This window comes from Pseudomonas sp. Sample_16 (assembly GCF_004307665.1).
In the GTDB taxonomy this organism is placed as follows: domain Bacteria; phylum Pseudomonadota; class Gammaproteobacteria; order Pseudomonadales; family Pseudomonadaceae; genus Aquipseudomonas.
The window spans coordinates 27,148-42,544 of record NZ_RCOB01000168.1; the positions used below are offsets into that span (position 1 = coordinate 27,148).

Consider the following 15,397-nt stretch of genomic DNA (forward strand, 5'->3'; position numbering starts at 1 on the left):
TCCAATCTGCAATATGGGCGTGTTGCATCGAATTGCGCTGATTGGACTGTAGGACCAGGCCTGTTGAGACGCTTCTCATCAGACGACAATGGCTTTTCATTTGGTGACAGGCGGGGCGGCTCCCTCCTGGGTGCCAGTGCTCGGTTCCTTGGTCTTTTCGCCAGCGGCAGGCACGGCCGGGTTGCTGAATCCGGCCTTGGCGTTTTCCGCCTTGGTCTTGTGGATATCGCAGCCCTGCAACTCGCTCACCTGGGTGCAACCGGACTTCTCCAGCTGCTGGCGGTACTTGTCGTTGATGGCATGGGCCGGGGATTGCACCAGCAGCAAAATGGCCAGTGCCGGCAGGATACGGTTGTTCATGGCAGACCCTTTCCAATCGAGATGTTCTGACACCCACAATAGCCTGTCCCGCCGCCACCTGCGCTATCATCGCCCGCCTCTGAGCCCTCAAGAGTCTTGACCCCGGATGTCCGCAACGCTGCCCCTGCCCGACGCTCAATCCCTGCCCCCGGTCCTCGCCGGCCCGCTGCTGCGGCGGCTGGAGCCCACACGACTGGTGATGTGGCTGGTGGGGTCCCGTGCGCTGGAACTGACCCTGCGTTTGCAGGGCGTTGCCGATATCCGTCTCGACGCCGGGCATTGCACGGTGATTGCGGTGGGCACGCACGCCTTCGTGCATTTGATCGATGTGTCATTGGACGCTGCCCTGCCCTTTGATCAACGTATCGAATACGACCTGCTGCTGGAAGACGGCAAAGGCATCGCCGATTGGGCGCCGCATTTGCTTTACAGCGAGGCGGATTGTCCGAACTTCGTCCTGCGCTCGCGCATCGATCAGTTGCTGCACGGTTCCTGCCGCAAGCCCCATCACCCGGCGACCGACGGCTTGCTGTGCGTCGACAACCTGTTGGCGCAAGCACACGAAGCCAAGGATCGTCCGGCGCTGCTGATGATGAGTGGCGATCAGGTGTACGCCGACGATGTCGCCGGGCCGATGCTGCGGGCGATTCATGGCCTTATCGAGCGCTTGGGTTTGTTCGGCGAGCATCTGCAAGGTGCCGTGGTCAGCGACAGCGCCGAGCTGTACGGCCACGCGGCGTGCTACTACCACCGCGCCGATTTGCTGCCGGCACTCAAGAGCAACGAAACCCTGCGCGATCGCTTTTTCGGCGGTGCGCGCAAGCCGATTTTCACCAGCAGCAGTGCCGACAATCATCTGGTGACGTTCGCCGAAGTCATGGCCATGTACCTGCTGGTCTGGTCGCCGACCCCATGGTCGCTGATCGCGCCAAAGCCGCCAAAACTGATCAAGGAACGTCGTGAACGCTATGCGCTGGAACAGGTGCGCATCGACGGTTTCAAGGCTGGTCTGGGCCGCGTTGCGCGGGCATTGGCGCACGTGCAGACGCTGATGATTTTCGACGACCACGACATCACCGATGACTGGAACCTCTCTGCGCAATGGGAAGAAACGGCCTACGGCCATCCGTTCTCCAGACGCATCATCGGTAATGCGCTGATCGCCTACATGCTGTGCCAGGGCTGGGGCAACAATCCGGACGCCTTTGTCGATGTCGTCGAGAAGGCCTGCGCATTCAGCGACACCGGGCAAGACCGCTATCTCGACAGCGACGTCCAGGACCGGTTGATCGATGAACTGTTGCGTTTCCAGCATTGGCATTACGTGCTGCCCACCACGCCAGCCATGGTCGTGCTCGACACCCGCACCCGACGCTGGCGCAGCGAGATGAACCTCAAGCAACCCTCGGGCCTGCTCGACTGGGAGGCCCTCAGCGAACTGCAACAGGAGCTGCTGGATCATCCGTCGGCGATCATCGTTTCACCGGCGCCAGTGTTCGGCGTGAAACTGATCGAGACGGTACAACGGGTGTTCAGCTGGTTCGGCTATCCGCTGCTGGTGGACGCGGAAAACTGGATGGCCCATCGCGGCGCGGCCCAGGTGATCCTGAACATTTTCCGCCACTCGCGCACACCGGGTAATTACGTGGTGCTGTCGGGCGATGTGCATTATTCCTTCGTCTACGAAGTGCTGATTCGCCATCGCAAGGCTGGGCCGCGTATCTGGCAGATCACCAGCAGCGGCATCAAGAATGAATTTCCGCCCACGTTGCTGGAATGGTTCGACCGCCTCAACCGCTGGCTGTATTCACCGCGCTCACCGCTGAACTGGCTGACCAAACGTCGGCGCATGCGCATCGTGCCGCACGTTCCGGAGCATGCTGAAGCAGGTGAACGACTGTGGAATTGCGCCGGCATCGGCCAGGTGTTCTTCAATGAACAAGGACAGCCGCAGGAAATTTATCAGCACAACGCCAATGGCTCCCCAAAGACACGCATGGTGGCTCCCGAGACAGAAGATTGAAAACCGGCTGATTTCCATTTCATTTGGTGTCGCTCATGGACCTCACCCGAACCCTGATCATCGGTAACTCAGGTTCCGGCAAGAGCTGGCTGGCGCAACGGCTCGCCGAGCAATTGTGCGTGCCATGGGTCGATCTCGATCAGATTCACTGGCTATCCGATGAACACAGCATCCCCCGCCCCCGCGCCGAAGCCCTGAGCATGGCGCGCATCGTCGCCGATGATCCCTGCTGGGTGATCGAAGGGGTTTATGGCTGGATCATCAGCGAACTGCTGCACCGCGCAACAGCGCTGATCTGGTTGTGCATTGAAGATGAGGTTTGCCTCGCCAATATCCGCCAGCGCGAAGTCAACGACGACGAGCGATCGATGGCGTTGCTGGAGTGGGCCGCAAGCTATCGAATACGTGATGGGTCCAGTGGGTTTGTGGCGCATCAGCGGTTGCTGGACGGATTTGCCGGTTTCCGAATCCAGTTGACCACTCAGACTGAAATCACGGACTTCCTCAGTGCGGTTCGAAACCCGCATTGATCATTCTTTCAGCGTCTTTCTCCAAATCGGAACGGGACTACAGCTCTTACAGAAGCGTCTCTTGTCAGGGCATTCGATACTCAGCGTCTATCTGAATGAGGAGCGGGTGATGCGAGTTCTCCAGTGGTTGCTGAATCGTAGGAAGAGGAACAAGAAAACTCTGGACAGTCCCGAAGTGTTCGATGAAACGACTTATCTTTTAAGCTCCAAAGCCAACGCTGAACGATTACTCAAATCGCTCGAACACTTGCGAAATCGCCCGACTCACGCCCCTGACAATCATCTCCACCTCCCGCTCATCGATGGTCAACGGTGGCAGCAGGCGGATGATTTGTCCGCGTGTGACGTTGATCAGCAAGCCGTGGTCCCGGGCGGCGATCAGGCTCAGGTCGCGGATCGGTTGTTTCAGTTCGATGCCGATCATCAGGCCCTGACCGCGGATCTGCGCGACGTTCGGATGGCCCGCCAATTCTGTGCGCAATCTTTCGAGCAAATGCTCCCCTTGAAGCCGGGCGTTCTCCAGCAGCCCTTGTTCTTCGACAATATCCAGCACGGTGCAACCGACGCGGCAGGCCAGCGGATTGCCGCCGAACGTGCTGCCGTGGCTGCCCGGGGTAAAGAGCTCTGCGGCCCTGCCACGGGCCAGACAGGCACCGATGGGCACGCCGTTGCCGAGGCCTTTGGCCAGGGTCATGACGTCCGGCACGATGCCTTCGTGCTGAAAGGCGAACCACTGTCCGGTACGACCGATCCCGGTCTGGATTTCGTCGAGCATCAGCAACCATGAACGCCGGTTGCACCGTTCGCGCAGCGCCTTGAGGTAACCGGGCGGCGCCAATTGTACGCCGCTTTCGCCCTGGATCGGCTCCATCAGGATCGCCACGATCCGCGAGCCATGCGCTTGCTGCACCTGGTCGAGCGCTTGCAGGTCGCCGAACGGCACCTTGACAAAATCACCCGGCAATTTGTTGAAGCCCAGACGCACGGCCGGGCCATCACTGGCGGACAACGTGCCGAGGGTCCGACCATGGAAAGCGTTCTCCATGACCACCACCAACGGTTGCTCGATGCCTTTGTGCCAACCATGCAACCGGGCGATTTTCAGCGCCGTCTCGTTGGCCTCGGCCCCGGAGTTGTTGAAGAACGCCCGGTCCATCCCTGCCAGCCGCGTCAATTTTTGCGCCAGCCGTTGTTGCCAGTCGATGCTGTAGAGGTTGGACGTATGCAGCAGCAATCCGGCTTGTTCACTGATGGCGGCAACGATTTTCGGGTGGGAATGGCCAACGTTGGTCACCGCCACCCCGGCCACCGCATCCAGATACTCACGACCGGCCTGATCCCACAGGCGTGTGCCCAGGCCTTTGTTGAAACTCAGGGCCAAGGGTTGGTAAGTGCTCATCAGGCAAGCGGCGGTCATGACATCAAGCTCCAGCAAGGGTCGGTGTTTTTGCAGTATGGTTAGCCACCTGAGCTGGATAAACGCCTCAAAACTTCAATCATTTAAAAGCCGAGCTTGATAATGGATTTATTCCAGGCAATGAGTGTTTACGTGAAAGTGGTGGAAACCGGCAGCATGACCGCCGCGGCTTTTCAGTGCGAAATGTCCACGACCATGGTCGGCAATCACCTCAAGGCACTGGAACAGCGTCTGGGTGTGCGCCTGATGCACCGCACCACGCGGCGTCAGCGCCTGACCGAATTCGGTGCCGCGTATTACCAGCGTTGTCTGGAAGTGTTGGGACTGGTGGCGGATTCCGAGCGGCTTGCAGAACAGGCCCTCGACGAACCGAGCGGCATCTTGCGCATCACCGCTCCCTTGACCTTCGGCACCGAGCGGCTGGCACCGGCGCTGAGTGAGTTCAGCCTGCAAAACCCGCGGGTGAAGCTTGATGTGGTGCTGACCAACCGCCGTCCGGACCTTCTGGAGAACGGCCTGGATGTGGCGTTTCGACTCGGCGCACTGGAACCCTCAAACCTGATCGCCCGCCCGCTGATCGACTACACCCTGACCATGTGCGCCTCGCCGCAATATCTGGCCCGCCGGGGCACACCGCAAACACCTGAAGACCTGCGACAGCACGATTGTCTGTCGTTTGCCTATCCGGCCGGGGATGACTGGCAGTCGGTGCAAAAGGAATGGCGTCTGGCCGGACCTGATGGCGAAGTCAGCGTGGGAGTCAGCGGGCCGATGCTGATCAACAGTTCGGCCGGCCTGCATCAGGCGGCGCTGACGGGTATGGGCATCGTGATGATGCCCGACGCGCTGGTCGAAGAAGACCTGCGGCAAGGAAACCTGCTGGCATTGATGCCGGATTACTGCCCGCCCAGCCGTCCGATGCATCTGGTTTACCCGCAGGATCGCCACCGTTTGCCGAAATTGCGCCGTTTCGTTGAATTCGCGGTACAGAAGTGGGGCAAGCACTCCTGACGCTTACCTCCCCTCCTTCACCAGCACCGGTTTTTCCTGATAACGCTCGGGAAACAGCTGCTTGAGCTGCGCCACTTTCGGCAGGTCATTGATCACGATGTAAGGATAGGTCGGGTGCTCGGTGAGAAAGTCCTGATGCTCTTCTTCGGCCGGGTAGAAACCGTTGTAGCTTTCCAGCTTGGTCACGATCGGTTTGTTGAAGGACTTGGCCGCGTCGAGCTGGGCAATGTAGGCCTGGGCGATTTTTTGCTGCTCGGCGCTTTTGGTGAAGATGGCCGAACGGTACTGAGTCCCGGTGTCCGGCCCCTGGCGGTTGAGTTCGGTCGGGTTGTGGGCGACTGAAAAGTAGATGTGCAGCAAGGTGCCGTAACTGACCTGGCTCGGGTCGTACGTCACTTCGACAGATTCCGCATGGCCGGTATTGCCGTCGCTGACGCGCTCGTACTGTGCCGTGTCGGCTGCACCACCGGCGTAACCGGAAACCGCATTCTTCACCCCTTTGACGTGTTGAAACACCCCTTGCACGCCCCAGAAACAACCGCCGGCGAACACCGCGGTTGCGCTGCGGGCCTGAGTGACTTCATCGAGCGCTGGCGGCGCAATCACCACCGCTTCTTCGGCACCACCCAAGGAGAACGCCGAGCATGGGCCGATAACGCTAACGGTGGCCAGGGCCAGCAGCGCACGACGCCAGGTGAGCAGGTTTTTCATGAAAGCAACTCCTGAATGTTTCAAAGGGCAGGCAGGCAAAAATCAGACGGTTTTGGGCACGAACTTCATCGCCAGTCCGTTCATGCAATAACGCAGGCCTGTCGGTTTCGGGCCGTCATCGAAGACATGGCCCAAATGCCCGCCGCAACGTCGGCAATGCACCTCTTCGCGGACCATGCCGAAAGTGCGGTCCTGTCGAGTGGCCACAGCCTTGTCCAGTGGTGCCCAGAAGCTCGGCCAACCGGTGCGACTGTCGAACTTGGTGGCCGAGGAAAACAGCGGCAGATCGCAACCGGCGCAGGTGAACGTACCGTCACGGTGTTCGTTGTTCAGCGGGCTGCTGTAGGCGCGTTCGGTACCTTCTTCGCGAAGGATTTCGTACTGCTCGTCGCTGAGGATCGCGTGCCATTCGCTATCAGTGTGGGTCACTTCGAACGCCTCGGCCGCGTTGACCTCGCTGATCAACGCCGAGCCTGTGGATAACTTCGGCAACAGGCCGATCGCCAGGGCCGTGACCCCGAGCCCGCTGCTCGCTACAAGAAATTGCCGTCGTGAAAACATGCTTGTCTCCCAAAACCAGGGGTGTTTCATGGAACACAGCCTAGGCTTTGGGTGATCGCCAAATCCTCACGGTAAGTTAAACAATTCGTGATAACTCGGGCGCTGGAAAACCCGCACAATGCGCTCATTGCGCCGAAGGATTGAGCTGGATGGAACAGACTAAACGCGTCCTCGTGGTCGAGGACGATACGCACATCGCCGACCTCATTTGCCTGCATCTGCGTGATGAGCAATTCGAGGTGGTCCACAGTGCCGATGGCAATGAGGGCATGCGCCTGTTGCAGCAAGGCAACTGGGATGCGTTGATCCTCGACCTGATGCTGCCCGGTGTCGATGGCCTGGAAATCTGCCGCCGCGCCCGGGCCATGGCCCGCTACACGCCAATCATCATCACCAGCGCTCGCTCCAGCGAAGTGCACCGGATCCTCGGCCTCGAACTGGGTGCCGATGATTACCTGGCCAAGCCGTTTTCCATGCTGGAACTGGTGGCGCGGGTCAAAGCCCTGTTGCGCCGGGTCGATGCGATGGCGCGCAACCTGAAGATGGACGCCGGCAGCCTGAACATCGACGGCCTGGCCATCGACCCGATCACCCGCGAAGTGGCTCTGGACGGTCGGCGGCTGGACCTCACACCCCGTGAGTTCGACTTGCTGTACTTCTTCGCCCGTCAGCCCGGCAAGGTGTTCTCGCGCATGGACCTGCTCAATGCCGTGTGGGGCTACAGCCACGAAGGCTACGAGCACACGGTCAACACCCACATCAATCGCCTGCGCGCCAAGATCGAGACTGACCCGGCGCAACCGGTGCGCATCCTCACGGTATGGGGGCGTGGCTACAAATTCGCCACCGGGGAGGAACCGCAGCCATGAGGTTGACGCTCACACAGCGCCTGTCGCTGGTGTTCGCCGTGTTGTTGCTGGTGTGCTGCGGCACGTCCGCGTGGATGCAGGTGCGCTCCAACCAGATGCATGAACAGGAAGTGGTGCAAGGCTTGTCCCGCGACCTGGCGCAACACATCGCCAATGACACGGTGCTGATGGACACCCAGGGACTGATGCCCAATGCGGTGCGCGATCTGTTCAGCAAGCTGATGCAGGTCAACCCGAGTGTCGAAGTGTACCTGCTCGATACCGAAGGCAGGATTGTTGGCAGCGCCGCGCCCGAGGGCCGGATTCGTCGGGAGAAAGTTGATCTGGCACCGATCCAGCGCCTGCTGCGGGGCGATGCACTGCCGATTCTCGGTGACGATCCGCGCAGTGTGGATACCCGCAAAGTATTCAGCGCCGCGCCACTGAAGGTCGATGGCAAACCCGCCGGTTACCTCTACGTGGTCCTGCTCGGCGAAGACCACGATCGGCTGGCCGAACGCGGTGCCACCAGTGCCGCACTCAACACCGCCCTGCTGTCCATCGGTTTGGTCGCGCTGCTGTGCCTGATTGCCGGTCTCACCGCGTTTGCCCTGATCACCCGGCCGTTGCGCCGTTTGACCGAAACCGTCAGCCAGTTCGACATTGACGGCGTCCCGGTCACCCCGGCCCTGCCCGTTACCGTAGAAAAAACCGCCAGCCACGATGAAATTGCCATCCTCGACGCCACGTTCCGGCAGATGCAGGCACGCCTCGGCGAGCAGTGGCGCTCGCTGACCCGCCAGGATCAGGAGCGCCGTGAACTGGTGGCCAATATCTCCCATGACTTGCGCACGCCATTGGCCTCACTGCACGGCTATCTGGAAACCCTGTCGCTCAAGGACGCGACGCTGTCCCCCGCCGATCGCCGCCGTTATCTGGGCATTGCGCTGGATCAGAGCCGCAAGGTCGGTGGGCTGGCGCAATCACTGCTGGAGCTGGTGCGGCTGGAACATGGTTTTGTGCAGCCGGTGCTGGAGCGGTTTTCCCTGACCGATCTGGCCCAGGACATTTTCCAGAAGTTCGAGCTCACCGCCGAAGCGCGCGAGGTCGAATTGAAGGCCACCTTTGCCCCGAACGTCTCGGTGGCGTGCGCGGATCTCGGCTTGATCGAACGGGTGCTGACCAACCTGTTCGACAACGCTCTGCGCCATACCCCACAAGGTGGCGAAATCGAACTTGGCTTGCGCCCGCAAGGCTCGTTTATCGAAGTGACCGTCAGCGATACAGGACCGGGGATTGCCCCGCAATTGCGCGACGGGTTGTTCCTGCGCCCATTCAATATCGGCGGCGCACGGCGTGATGGCGGGTTGGGTTTGCGAATCGTGCATCGCATCCTGCAATTGCACGGGCGCGAGATCCAGTTGATCGATGTGCCGGGACGCGGGGCGACCTTTCGGTTTTCGTTGCCGATTGATGAAGAGACAGCGACTGCGTTGGCGGTGCGTTCGATGAACCTCAATACACCGGGGCAGGCTTGAGAATTGGCTTGCCAGCGATTTTGATCGTTCCCACGCTCCGCGTGGGAATGCCTCAACGGACGCTCCGCGTTCGGCTCTGGCAGGGACGCGGAGCATCCCGGGCTGCATTCCCACGCAGAGCGTGGGAACGATCACATCGCGAGCAGGCTCGCTCCTACAGGGGATCGCGATTATCCAGCAAGGCAAAAAAACGACCAACCGCCCGTTGCTCCGTGACAACGCCGCCCCGGTCCAATAGATTAGGCGACCTGAAAAAGCCCCCGTGCTTTCTCGCCCCTATTCAAGCTGAAAAAAGTAGTGAAATTTCAATGTCCGATTCCAATACCGCTGAATCCGTAGTCACCTTGTCGTCCAAAGCGGAATACGAAAACTCCATCAATCTTTCACAACACGTGCCCCAGGCCAAAACCATCAGCGAGATGGTGCTGGACGCTTTCCAGTCCACCCGCGAAAGCGACCAGATCCGCGAGCTGCGCGCCGCGATCCGTCAGGCCCACGACAGCTTCGACGATGACAAGGCGTACGAACTGATGGGCCAGCTCAAGCAGCTCAAGGACGCCGAAGCCGCCGACATCGCCGCGCTCGAAGACCTGAGCAGCAAATTCCCGATCAGCCGCATCCTGTCCAGCTTCAAGGATGACCCGGCGTTCCAGGAAATTGTCTACGGCCTGGCGCTGAAAGTGCTGAACCAGACCCACCAGGCCATCAGCAACCCGAGCGGTGGCAAGAGCAAGGCTGCCAAGGCCAAGAAAGAAGTCGAAGTGTTCACCATCAGCAAGGACGGCATGAGTGTGACGCTGCCGCTGCGCACCCCGCGCTCGCGTTTGAGCGTCGACCGTGAAGCCCTGGAATTCCTCGGTTTCAGTTTTGTTGGCGAAGGCGATGAAGCCGAGCTGGAAAACGAGACATTCCTGGACAATGCCGGCAGCGAACAAGCGGTCAACCGCAAGAACATCATCACCGCCCTGCAACAGCAGACGGCGTTCGACGGCTATAGCATCACCGCTCAATAACCTGATACCCCATTATTTGTGGCGAGCGAGCTGGCTCGCGTCGGGCTGCGCAGCGGCCCCCGGAATTTGACGGCACTTACAGATTTTCGTGAGTGCAGCGCACTCAAGCACAAGCCAGCTCCATCGCCACAGTCACCTCAGCGACTCACTTAGCGCCCCGCCCTCGTGCGGGGCTTTTTATTGCCCGCGATTGCGGCGAATCCCCGATTACTCTTCCAGTATCAACGCCAGAACACCACTTCCCTTCCCCCTTCTGCACCACGGGTCCGTCTGCGGGAAGCGTCAACTCAGTTTCCAGCCCAAGACCTCAGCGGTGCGACTGCCGAGGTCATCATGAACACGCTCCCTCTCTACCGTCAGCTGGCCAATCATTATCTGGACGCGATCCGTAGCGGCACCCTGAAAACCGGCGAGCGCCTGCCTTCGATACGGCTGATGATGGAAAAACACGCCGTCAGCCTGTCGACCGCCGTGCAGGTGTGCCGGGAGCTTGAGGACTATGGCGTGCTGGAAGCGCGACCGCGCTCGGGCAATTACATTCGCCAGCCGGATACGCCAAAACAATCCGCGCCGATCACCCTGCTCCCGCCGCTGGATAGCGGGGTGTATGTCGGCATCCATGAGCAAGTGTCAGCGGTGCTCAAAGCCAGTCAGCGGGCGACGATCAAGGTCAATCTGGCCAGCGCCTATTGCGCACCTCAGCTCTATCCGTTGAAGACCTTGCAGGACAACATGATCAAGACTTTGCGCCAGGATCAGCACCTGCTCGACACCACCGGTTCGACCAGCGGCAACAGTACGCTGCGCAGCGTCCTTGCCCGCCGAATGCTGACCGCCAAGACCCATCTGACAGCCGAACGCATTGTCATCACCAACGGCGCCACCGAAGCGATCAACCTGGCCCTGCGTGCCGTGACCCACCCCGGTGATACCGTGGCCGTGGAATCGCCAACCTTCTACGGCTTGCTGCAAATTCTCGAAAGCCTGAACCTGCGGGTGCTCGAAGTCCCCGCTTCGCCCCATGCGGGAATTCATCTGCCGGCCCTTGAACATTTGCTGCAAGGGCCGGAGCGGATCAAGGCGCTGATCGTCATGCCCAACCTGCACAATCCGCTGGGCAGCATCATGCCCGACAGCCACAAGGCCCGACTGGTGAAACTCTGCGCCGAGCACGATACGGTGCTGATCGAGGACGACACCTACGGTGACCTGGTGGACACCGAGCAACCGCTGTCCACCCTCAAGCACTGGGACCGCAGCGACAATGTGATCTATTGCGCTTCGCTGAACAAAACCCTGGCCCCGGGCCTGCGCCTGGGCTGGATCAGTGCGGGGAAGTGGCACGACCGCGTGGAAATGCTCAAGCACACCCAGACCCGCGGCTGCGAGAAGCTGTCACAGCTGGCGGTCAGTGCGTTCATGGGCACACCTTCCTACGAGCGCTATCTGCGACGTTTGAGAAAAACCCTGACCCAACAGCGCCAGCAAATGAGCGCAGCGATCCTGCGCTACTTTCCCGAGGGTACCCGAGTGACCAATCCGCAGGGTGGCACGTTGCTGTGGGTGGAATTGCCTGTGCAGTATTCGTCCATGGCGCTTTTTCATGAAGCGCTGGACGTCGGCATCCAGATTTCACCTGGGGATATCTTTTCCAACGCCAAGCGGTTCAGGAATTTTCTGCGTATTGGCTGTGGGACGCCGTATTCGCCGCGGATCGATGAGGCACTGGGGACGTTGGGGAACCTGCTCAAACTTCAGGGCTGATCCAACCCCTGTAGGAGCACGGCTTGCCGGCGATGGCGTCAGCACATGCAACATTGCTGTGTCTGACACACCGCTATCGCGGGCAAGCCTTGCTCCTACAGGTCAGGGGTGAGCTTTAGATCGGGGTCTGGTGCAGGCTGATGATATGCGGGTCATCATTCCAGTGCGGGAAGCGCTCGGCGATCAGCGGGTCGTGGCCGGGGATGACGTGGTCTTCGCTGTCGGCCAGGCGGTCGATTTCACTGAACGCTTCAAGGCTTTGCGCCAGGTCATCGATGATCGGAAACGGGCTGCGTTGGCGAATGTTGACCCACAGATGCGCGGCATCCGACGCCAGCACAATCCAACCACGCGCAGTATTGACCCGCACCACCTGACTGCCCGGCGTGTGGCCGCCCACGGCGTGCAAGGTCACGCCGGGCATGACTTCAACCGTGCCGTTGTGCAAACGCATCCGCCCTTCGAACAGCGGTGGCAGGGCCGACATCACGTCCTCGACTTCGTAGGTTTTATTCACCGTGTGATGGGCCATTTTCGGCCCGGTGCAGAAGCGCAATTCAGCCTCCTGCAAATGCACCGTGGCTTTCGGAAACAACCCCAGATTGCCGGCATGATCCCAATGCAAATGCGTGAGGATCAGGTGCTCGACCTGCGCCGGATCGATGTCCAGTTGGCGCAGGGATTCTTCCGGCAGGCGATACATCTGGCGATTGCGGCGATCCGCCGTAGCCGGCTGGAAACAGGTGTCGACCACGATCACCTGTTGCTCGTTGCGGATGACCCAGAAGTAATAATCCAGCGGCATCGGCGCATTCGGATCGCCGCAGCAGGCGTCGTAGAGAAAATTCTCTCGGGCGGTGCGTTGGGCATTGGCGCCGACGCGGATGGCGAACACTTCGTACTCGGGAACGGACATGCACACCTCCGGATTCAGGCCGCTGCTGCGGCTTTGAGGGTTGGACGGAAATCAAAGTCGATCTGCTCACTGATGCCCAGATCGCGGGCCAGTTTATGCAGGCCACTGTAGTCGCGCATGATCGTCGCGTTCTTGTTGCTCTCGCGGGTGTCGGCAATGATCAACGCCGCGTCCTCGACGCCCAATTGCGTCAGGATCGCCTCCCACATCGAGTAGTCCTGGGCGATAAAAGCACTCAGCGCCACCGACAGGTTGCGTGCGAAGAACTCCCGCTGGACTGGCTGCATATTGGCGTACATGACCTTGGCCACCTCGGCCAGCACCTTGCTGTGGGCATATTCGTCGCGGTTATGCAGTTCGGCGACGCGGCGGTTTTGTGGCTGGATGGTCTGGTCATCCGCCAGCAGGTCGAGGTAGGCATTGACGCTGATCTCGGCCACCACCGCGAACGTGATCGCCGCCAAGTCCCGTTGCCATTGCTCAGGCAGCTCTTCGCACAAGGTTTTCAGGCGCAGGTAAGTGACTGACGGCGGCAAGTCCAGATCCTGATCCAGTGCGCGGTCAAGTTTTGTTCGTTCGATAGCGCGCAGGTGCATCAGCGTGTGGTAGTGCTCGTCGATCAGCGTCTGTTGCATGGCCTCGCGAAAATGCCAGTCGTCCTTGCCCAGGTACTGATTGGCGATGACGCTCAGCGCCGGATTCACCACGTGTTCCTCGGCGGTCACGGTGCGCAGGTTGTAGCCGATCCAGCCCCAGGTCACCACGCTGCTTTTGAGTTCATCACTCAAGGACTGGAATGCCGGGTGATGGAAAAACGGCACCATGCATTCTGGATAATCAGGGCGCGACGGATCGAACACTTCGTTGACCTGGGCTTTGTCCGGCGCACACACCGTGGCGCGTTTGGTCCAGGCCTGATTGAGCCGAACGATCAGTTGATGATCGACTTGGGCAATCTCGATTGCTGTTTGCATGACGCAATACCTGTAAGAAGCGCGCCCGCGAGGGGTGCGCCTGAAGAATGAAGGGCGACGGAAAAATCAGGCCAGCCAGTAGCGGGTGAGGTTGCGCGCCGGGTCAGTGTATCGGCTGCGGGCGTGAATCATCCGCCAGTTATCCCAAATCAGCAGGCACCCGTCGGGAATCAGCACCGGGGTGTTGTGCTCGACAAAGTAGGCCTCGCCGAGCGCCGCAAACCTGGCCAGTGGCGACGTGCCGTTGGCGACCTGCGACTGCTGTAACGCTTCCTTCGAAGGGTTCACGTCGCCATAGTGAAACTGGTTGTAGCTGAAGCGAAAAATATCGCCGTCTTCGGTCGGGGTGAGGATGTACTCCCTGACTCGGGTTTGCGCCGGCTCGCCAGGCTTGGCGGTGGCGACAAACTCCACGGGCGTGTCGTCGAGCCATTCGCGCAGTTGCGGTTCGGAGCGCTCGAGGGACTTGAGAAATTCATAACCGTCCACCAGCCCCGTGTGCCCGCCACCGCAGGTCGCCTGTTTATGGCAATGCAACGCCAGATAACGGGGCGGCGGGCCATAGACCGGCGCTTCGGTGTGCGGGCCGATGCCGTTCATGCTCTGGGAGTACGGCAACGCTTCATACCCTGGTTTGCGGGTGATGGCGAAGGCGACCTGACCGTTGAACTGCGGAATGACCTGACCGAACTCGTGCAGTGTTCCTACAACATCGTGAGCAAATTCCCCGGGGGTGAGCACCGCCCAGCCCTGCGCCGACAATTGTTGATGACGATGGCCCAGTGAAACATAAGGTGTAGACGCGACTATCCCTTGATCTGACATGGCGAAGTTCCTGGCTGTTGTTCAGGCGTTGACGGTTGAGGTGTAAGCGGCGATCAAATCGCGGCAGGCATTGCCCGGTCGGTAGGACTGCTCGTCGATGCATTGCACCGGGGTGATTTCAGCGGCAGTGCCGGTCAGAAAACACTCATCGAAGGCGCCCAGGTCGCTCGGCAGGATCGTCCGTTCGACCACTTGGTAATCCAGCGCCTTCGCCAGTTCGATCACGGTCTGCCGGGTAATGCCGTTGAGGAAACAGTCCGCCACCGGCGTGTGCAATGTCCGGTCCTTGACGAAAAACACATTGGCACTGGTGGCTTCGGCAACGTGCCCGCGCCAGTCGAGCATCAAGGCGTCGTGGTAGCCGTTGTTCTCAGCGTCATGCTTGCTCAACGTGGCGATCTGGTAGTGCCCGGAGGCCTTGGCTTCAAAGGGGCTGCTGTTGGGTGGCGGTCGACGCCAGATCGCGGTTTTCAAGCGAATGCCGGCCATGCGTGCCGCCGGGTCGAAATAGCTCGGCCATTGCCAGCAAGCGATCGCCACATGCACGCGATTGAAACGTGCCGAGGTGGAAATCATCTCGCTGCCACGCCACGCGACCGGTCGCAGGTAACCTTCGACCACACCGTTGCGTTGCAGCAGTTCGTGGCTCGCCGCTTCCAGCTCAGCGGGCTCAAACGGCAGGGCAAAGTCCATCAGTTGCGCCGAGCGATACAGCCGTTCGGTGTGCTCGCGCAGCTTGAAGATTTTTCCGTTGTACACGCGCTCCCCTTCATACACCGTGCTTGCATAATGCAAGCCGTGGGTCAGTACATGCAGGCGCGCTTCGGACCACTCGACAAACTCGCCATCGAGCCAGATCCATCCTTCGCGCTGATCAAACGGGATACCGCTCATGTCCTTATCTCC

Annotated in this window: 15 protein-coding genes; 7 read left to right on the forward strand and 8 right to left on the reverse strand. The window is 60.2% G+C overall.

Translation table 11 applies throughout. The features are described 5' to 3' along the window. Positions 1-96: 96 nt before the first annotated feature. On the reverse strand, positions 97-360 hold the full coding sequence (locus D8U69_RS21550) for a hypothetical protein (RefSeq protein WP_130905216.1): 264 nt from the start codon (positions 358-360) through the stop codon (positions 97-99). Between the two features lie 106 nt (positions 361-466). On the opposite strand from D8U69_RS21550, the gene D8U69_RS21555 reads away from it, so the two are divergent. Both D8U69_RS21555 and D8U69_RS21560 read left to right on the forward strand, forming a co-directional pair. Continuing rightward, on the forward strand, positions 467-2,383 hold the full coding sequence (locus tag D8U69_RS21555) for an alkaline phosphatase D family protein (protein WP_130908095.1): 1,917 nt from the start codon (positions 467-469) through the stop codon (positions 2,381-2,383). A gap of 35 nt (positions 2,384-2,418) precedes the next feature. Continuing rightward, positions 2,419-2,913 carry an adenylate kinase gene (locus D8U69_RS21560; RefSeq protein ID WP_130908096.1) on the forward strand — a complete coding sequence of 165 codons (495 nt, stop codon included), beginning with the start codon at positions 2,419-2,421 and terminating at the stop codon, positions 2,911-2,913. Between the two features lie 226 nt (positions 2,914-3,139). Here D8U69_RS21560 and D8U69_RS21565 read toward each other — a convergent pair whose 3' ends face one another. Continuing rightward, positions 3,140-4,330 carry an aspartate aminotransferase family protein gene (locus tag D8U69_RS21565; protein WP_130905213.1) on the reverse strand — a complete coding sequence of 397 codons (1,191 nt, stop codon included), beginning with the start codon at positions 4,328-4,330 and terminating at the stop codon, positions 3,140-3,142. 102 nt (positions 4,331-4,432) lie between these two features. Between D8U69_RS21565 and D8U69_RS21570 the strand changes: the two genes are divergently transcribed. Continuing rightward, the gene (locus tag D8U69_RS21570) at positions 4,433-5,341 is read left to right on the forward strand and encodes a LysR family transcriptional regulator (RefSeq protein WP_056855124.1); all 909 of its coding nucleotides are present in this window, start codon (positions 4,433-4,435) and stop codon (positions 5,339-5,341) included. Positions 5,342-5,344: 3 nt separating this feature from the next. On the opposite strand, the gene msrA is transcribed toward D8U69_RS21570, so the two are convergent. Both msrA and msrB read right to left on the reverse strand, forming a co-directional pair. After that, positions 5,345-6,052: a peptide-methionine (S)-S-oxide reductase MsrA gene (gene msrA, locus D8U69_RS21575; RefSeq protein ID WP_056855123.1), complete on the reverse strand. Its 708-nt coding sequence runs from the start codon at positions 6,050-6,052 to the stop codon at positions 5,345-5,347. Positions 6,053-6,094: 42 nt separating this feature from the next. After that, positions 6,095-6,613: a peptide-methionine (R)-S-oxide reductase MsrB gene (gene msrB, locus D8U69_RS21580; RefSeq protein WP_056855122.1), complete on the reverse strand. Its 519-nt coding sequence runs from the start codon at positions 6,611-6,613 to the stop codon at positions 6,095-6,097. Between the two features lie 149 nt (positions 6,614-6,762). Between msrB and D8U69_RS21585 the strand changes: the two genes are divergently transcribed. From D8U69_RS21585 to D8U69_RS21600, 4 genes are all read left to right on the forward strand, one after another. After that, complete coding sequence (locus D8U69_RS21585) at positions 6,763-7,482, forward strand: response regulator transcription factor (RefSeq protein ID WP_130905211.1); 720 nt, start codon at positions 6,763-6,765, stop codon at positions 7,480-7,482. Beyond that, positions 7,479-8,999 carry a HAMP domain-containing sensor histidine kinase gene (locus D8U69_RS21590; protein WP_130908097.1) on the forward strand — a complete coding sequence of 507 codons (1,521 nt, stop codon included), beginning with the start codon at positions 7,479-7,481 and terminating at the stop codon, positions 8,997-8,999. Before D8U69_RS21585 ends, D8U69_RS21590 begins: the two co-directional genes overlap by 4 nt. Positions 9,000-9,307: 308 nt before the next feature. Then, positions 9,308-10,012 (forward strand): hypothetical protein, encoded by a 705-nt coding sequence (locus D8U69_RS21595; RefSeq protein ID WP_056855119.1) that lies wholly within the window; start codon positions 9,308-9,310, stop codon positions 10,010-10,012. 333 nt (positions 10,013-10,345) lie between these two features. Then, entirely contained in the window at positions 10,346-11,776 is a 1,431-nt protein-coding gene (locus tag D8U69_RS21600) for a PLP-dependent aminotransferase family protein (RefSeq protein ID WP_130905209.1), read from the forward strand. Positions 11,777-11,891: 115 nt separating this feature from the next. On the opposite strand, the gene D8U69_RS21605 is transcribed toward D8U69_RS21600, so the two are convergent. From D8U69_RS21605 to D8U69_RS21620, 4 genes are all read right to left on the reverse strand, one after another. Then, complete coding sequence (locus D8U69_RS21605; protein WP_130905208.1) at positions 11,892-12,692, reverse strand: N-acyl homoserine lactonase family protein; 801 nt, start codon at positions 12,690-12,692, stop codon at positions 11,892-11,894. 14 nt (positions 12,693-12,706) lie between these two features. After that, entirely contained in the window at positions 12,707-13,666 is a 960-nt protein-coding gene (locus tag D8U69_RS21610; protein ID WP_130908098.1) for a diiron oxygenase, read from the reverse strand. A 66-nt stretch (positions 13,667-13,732) separates the two neighbouring features. Continuing rightward, positions 13,733-14,491, reverse strand: coding sequence for a TauD/TfdA family dioxygenase (locus tag D8U69_RS21615; RefSeq protein WP_130908099.1), 759 nt, complete (start codon positions 14,489-14,491; stop codon positions 13,733-13,735). A 21-nt stretch (positions 14,492-14,512) separates the two neighbouring features. Next, positions 14,513-15,385, reverse strand: coding sequence for a branched-chain amino acid aminotransferase (locus tag D8U69_RS21620; RefSeq protein WP_130905205.1), 873 nt, complete (start codon positions 15,383-15,385; stop codon positions 14,513-14,515). Positions 15,386-15,397: the final 12 nt, after the last annotated feature.

Bases quoted from the DNA above. Each gene is read 5' to 3' on its own strand.
- D8U69_RS21550 (WP_130905216.1), bottom strand. From the start codon at position 360: ATGAACAACCGTATCCTGCCGGCACTGGCCATTTTGCTGCTGGTGCAA.
- D8U69_RS21555 (WP_130908095.1), top strand. From the start codon at position 467: ATGTCCGCAACGCTGCCCCTGCCCGACGCTCAATCCCTGCCCCCGGTC.
- D8U69_RS21560 (WP_130908096.1), top strand. From the start codon at position 2,419: ATGGACCTCACCCGAACCCTGATCATCGGTAACTCAGGTTCCGGCAAG.
- D8U69_RS21565 (WP_130905213.1), bottom strand. From the start codon at position 4,330: ATGACCGCCGCTTGCCTGATGAGCACTTACCAACCCTTGGCCCTGAGT.
- D8U69_RS21570 (WP_056855124.1), top strand. From the start codon at position 4,433: ATGGATTTATTCCAGGCAATGAGTGTTTACGTGAAAGTGGTGGAAACC.
- msrA (WP_056855123.1), bottom strand. From the start codon at position 6,052: ATGAAAAACCTGCTCACCTGGCGTCGTGCGCTGCTGGCCCTGGCCACC.
- msrB (WP_056855122.1), bottom strand. From the start codon at position 6,613: ATGTTTTCACGACGGCAATTTCTTGTAGCGAGCAGCGGGCTCGGGGTC.
- D8U69_RS21585 (WP_130905211.1), top strand. From the start codon at position 6,763: ATGGAACAGACTAAACGCGTCCTCGTGGTCGAGGACGATACGCACATC.
- D8U69_RS21590 (WP_130908097.1), top strand. From the start codon at position 7,479: ATGAGGTTGACGCTCACACAGCGCCTGTCGCTGGTGTTCGCCGTGTTG.
- D8U69_RS21595 (WP_056855119.1), top strand. From the start codon at position 9,308: ATGTCCGATTCCAATACCGCTGAATCCGTAGTCACCTTGTCGTCCAAA.
- D8U69_RS21600 (WP_130905209.1), top strand. From the start codon at position 10,346: ATGAACACGCTCCCTCTCTACCGTCAGCTGGCCAATCATTATCTGGAC.
- D8U69_RS21605 (WP_130905208.1), bottom strand. From the start codon at position 12,692: ATGTCCGTTCCCGAGTACGAAGTGTTCGCCATCCGCGTCGGCGCCAAT.
- D8U69_RS21610 (WP_130908098.1), bottom strand. From the start codon at position 13,666: ATGCAAACAGCAATCGAGATTGCCCAAGTCGATCATCAACTGATCGTT.
- D8U69_RS21615 (WP_130908099.1), bottom strand. From the start codon at position 14,491: ATGTCAGATCAAGGGATAGTCGCGTCTACACCTTATGTTTCACTGGGC.
- D8U69_RS21620 (WP_130905205.1), bottom strand. From the start codon at position 15,385: ATGAGCGGTATCCCGTTTGATCAGCGCGAAGGATGGATCTGGCTCGAT.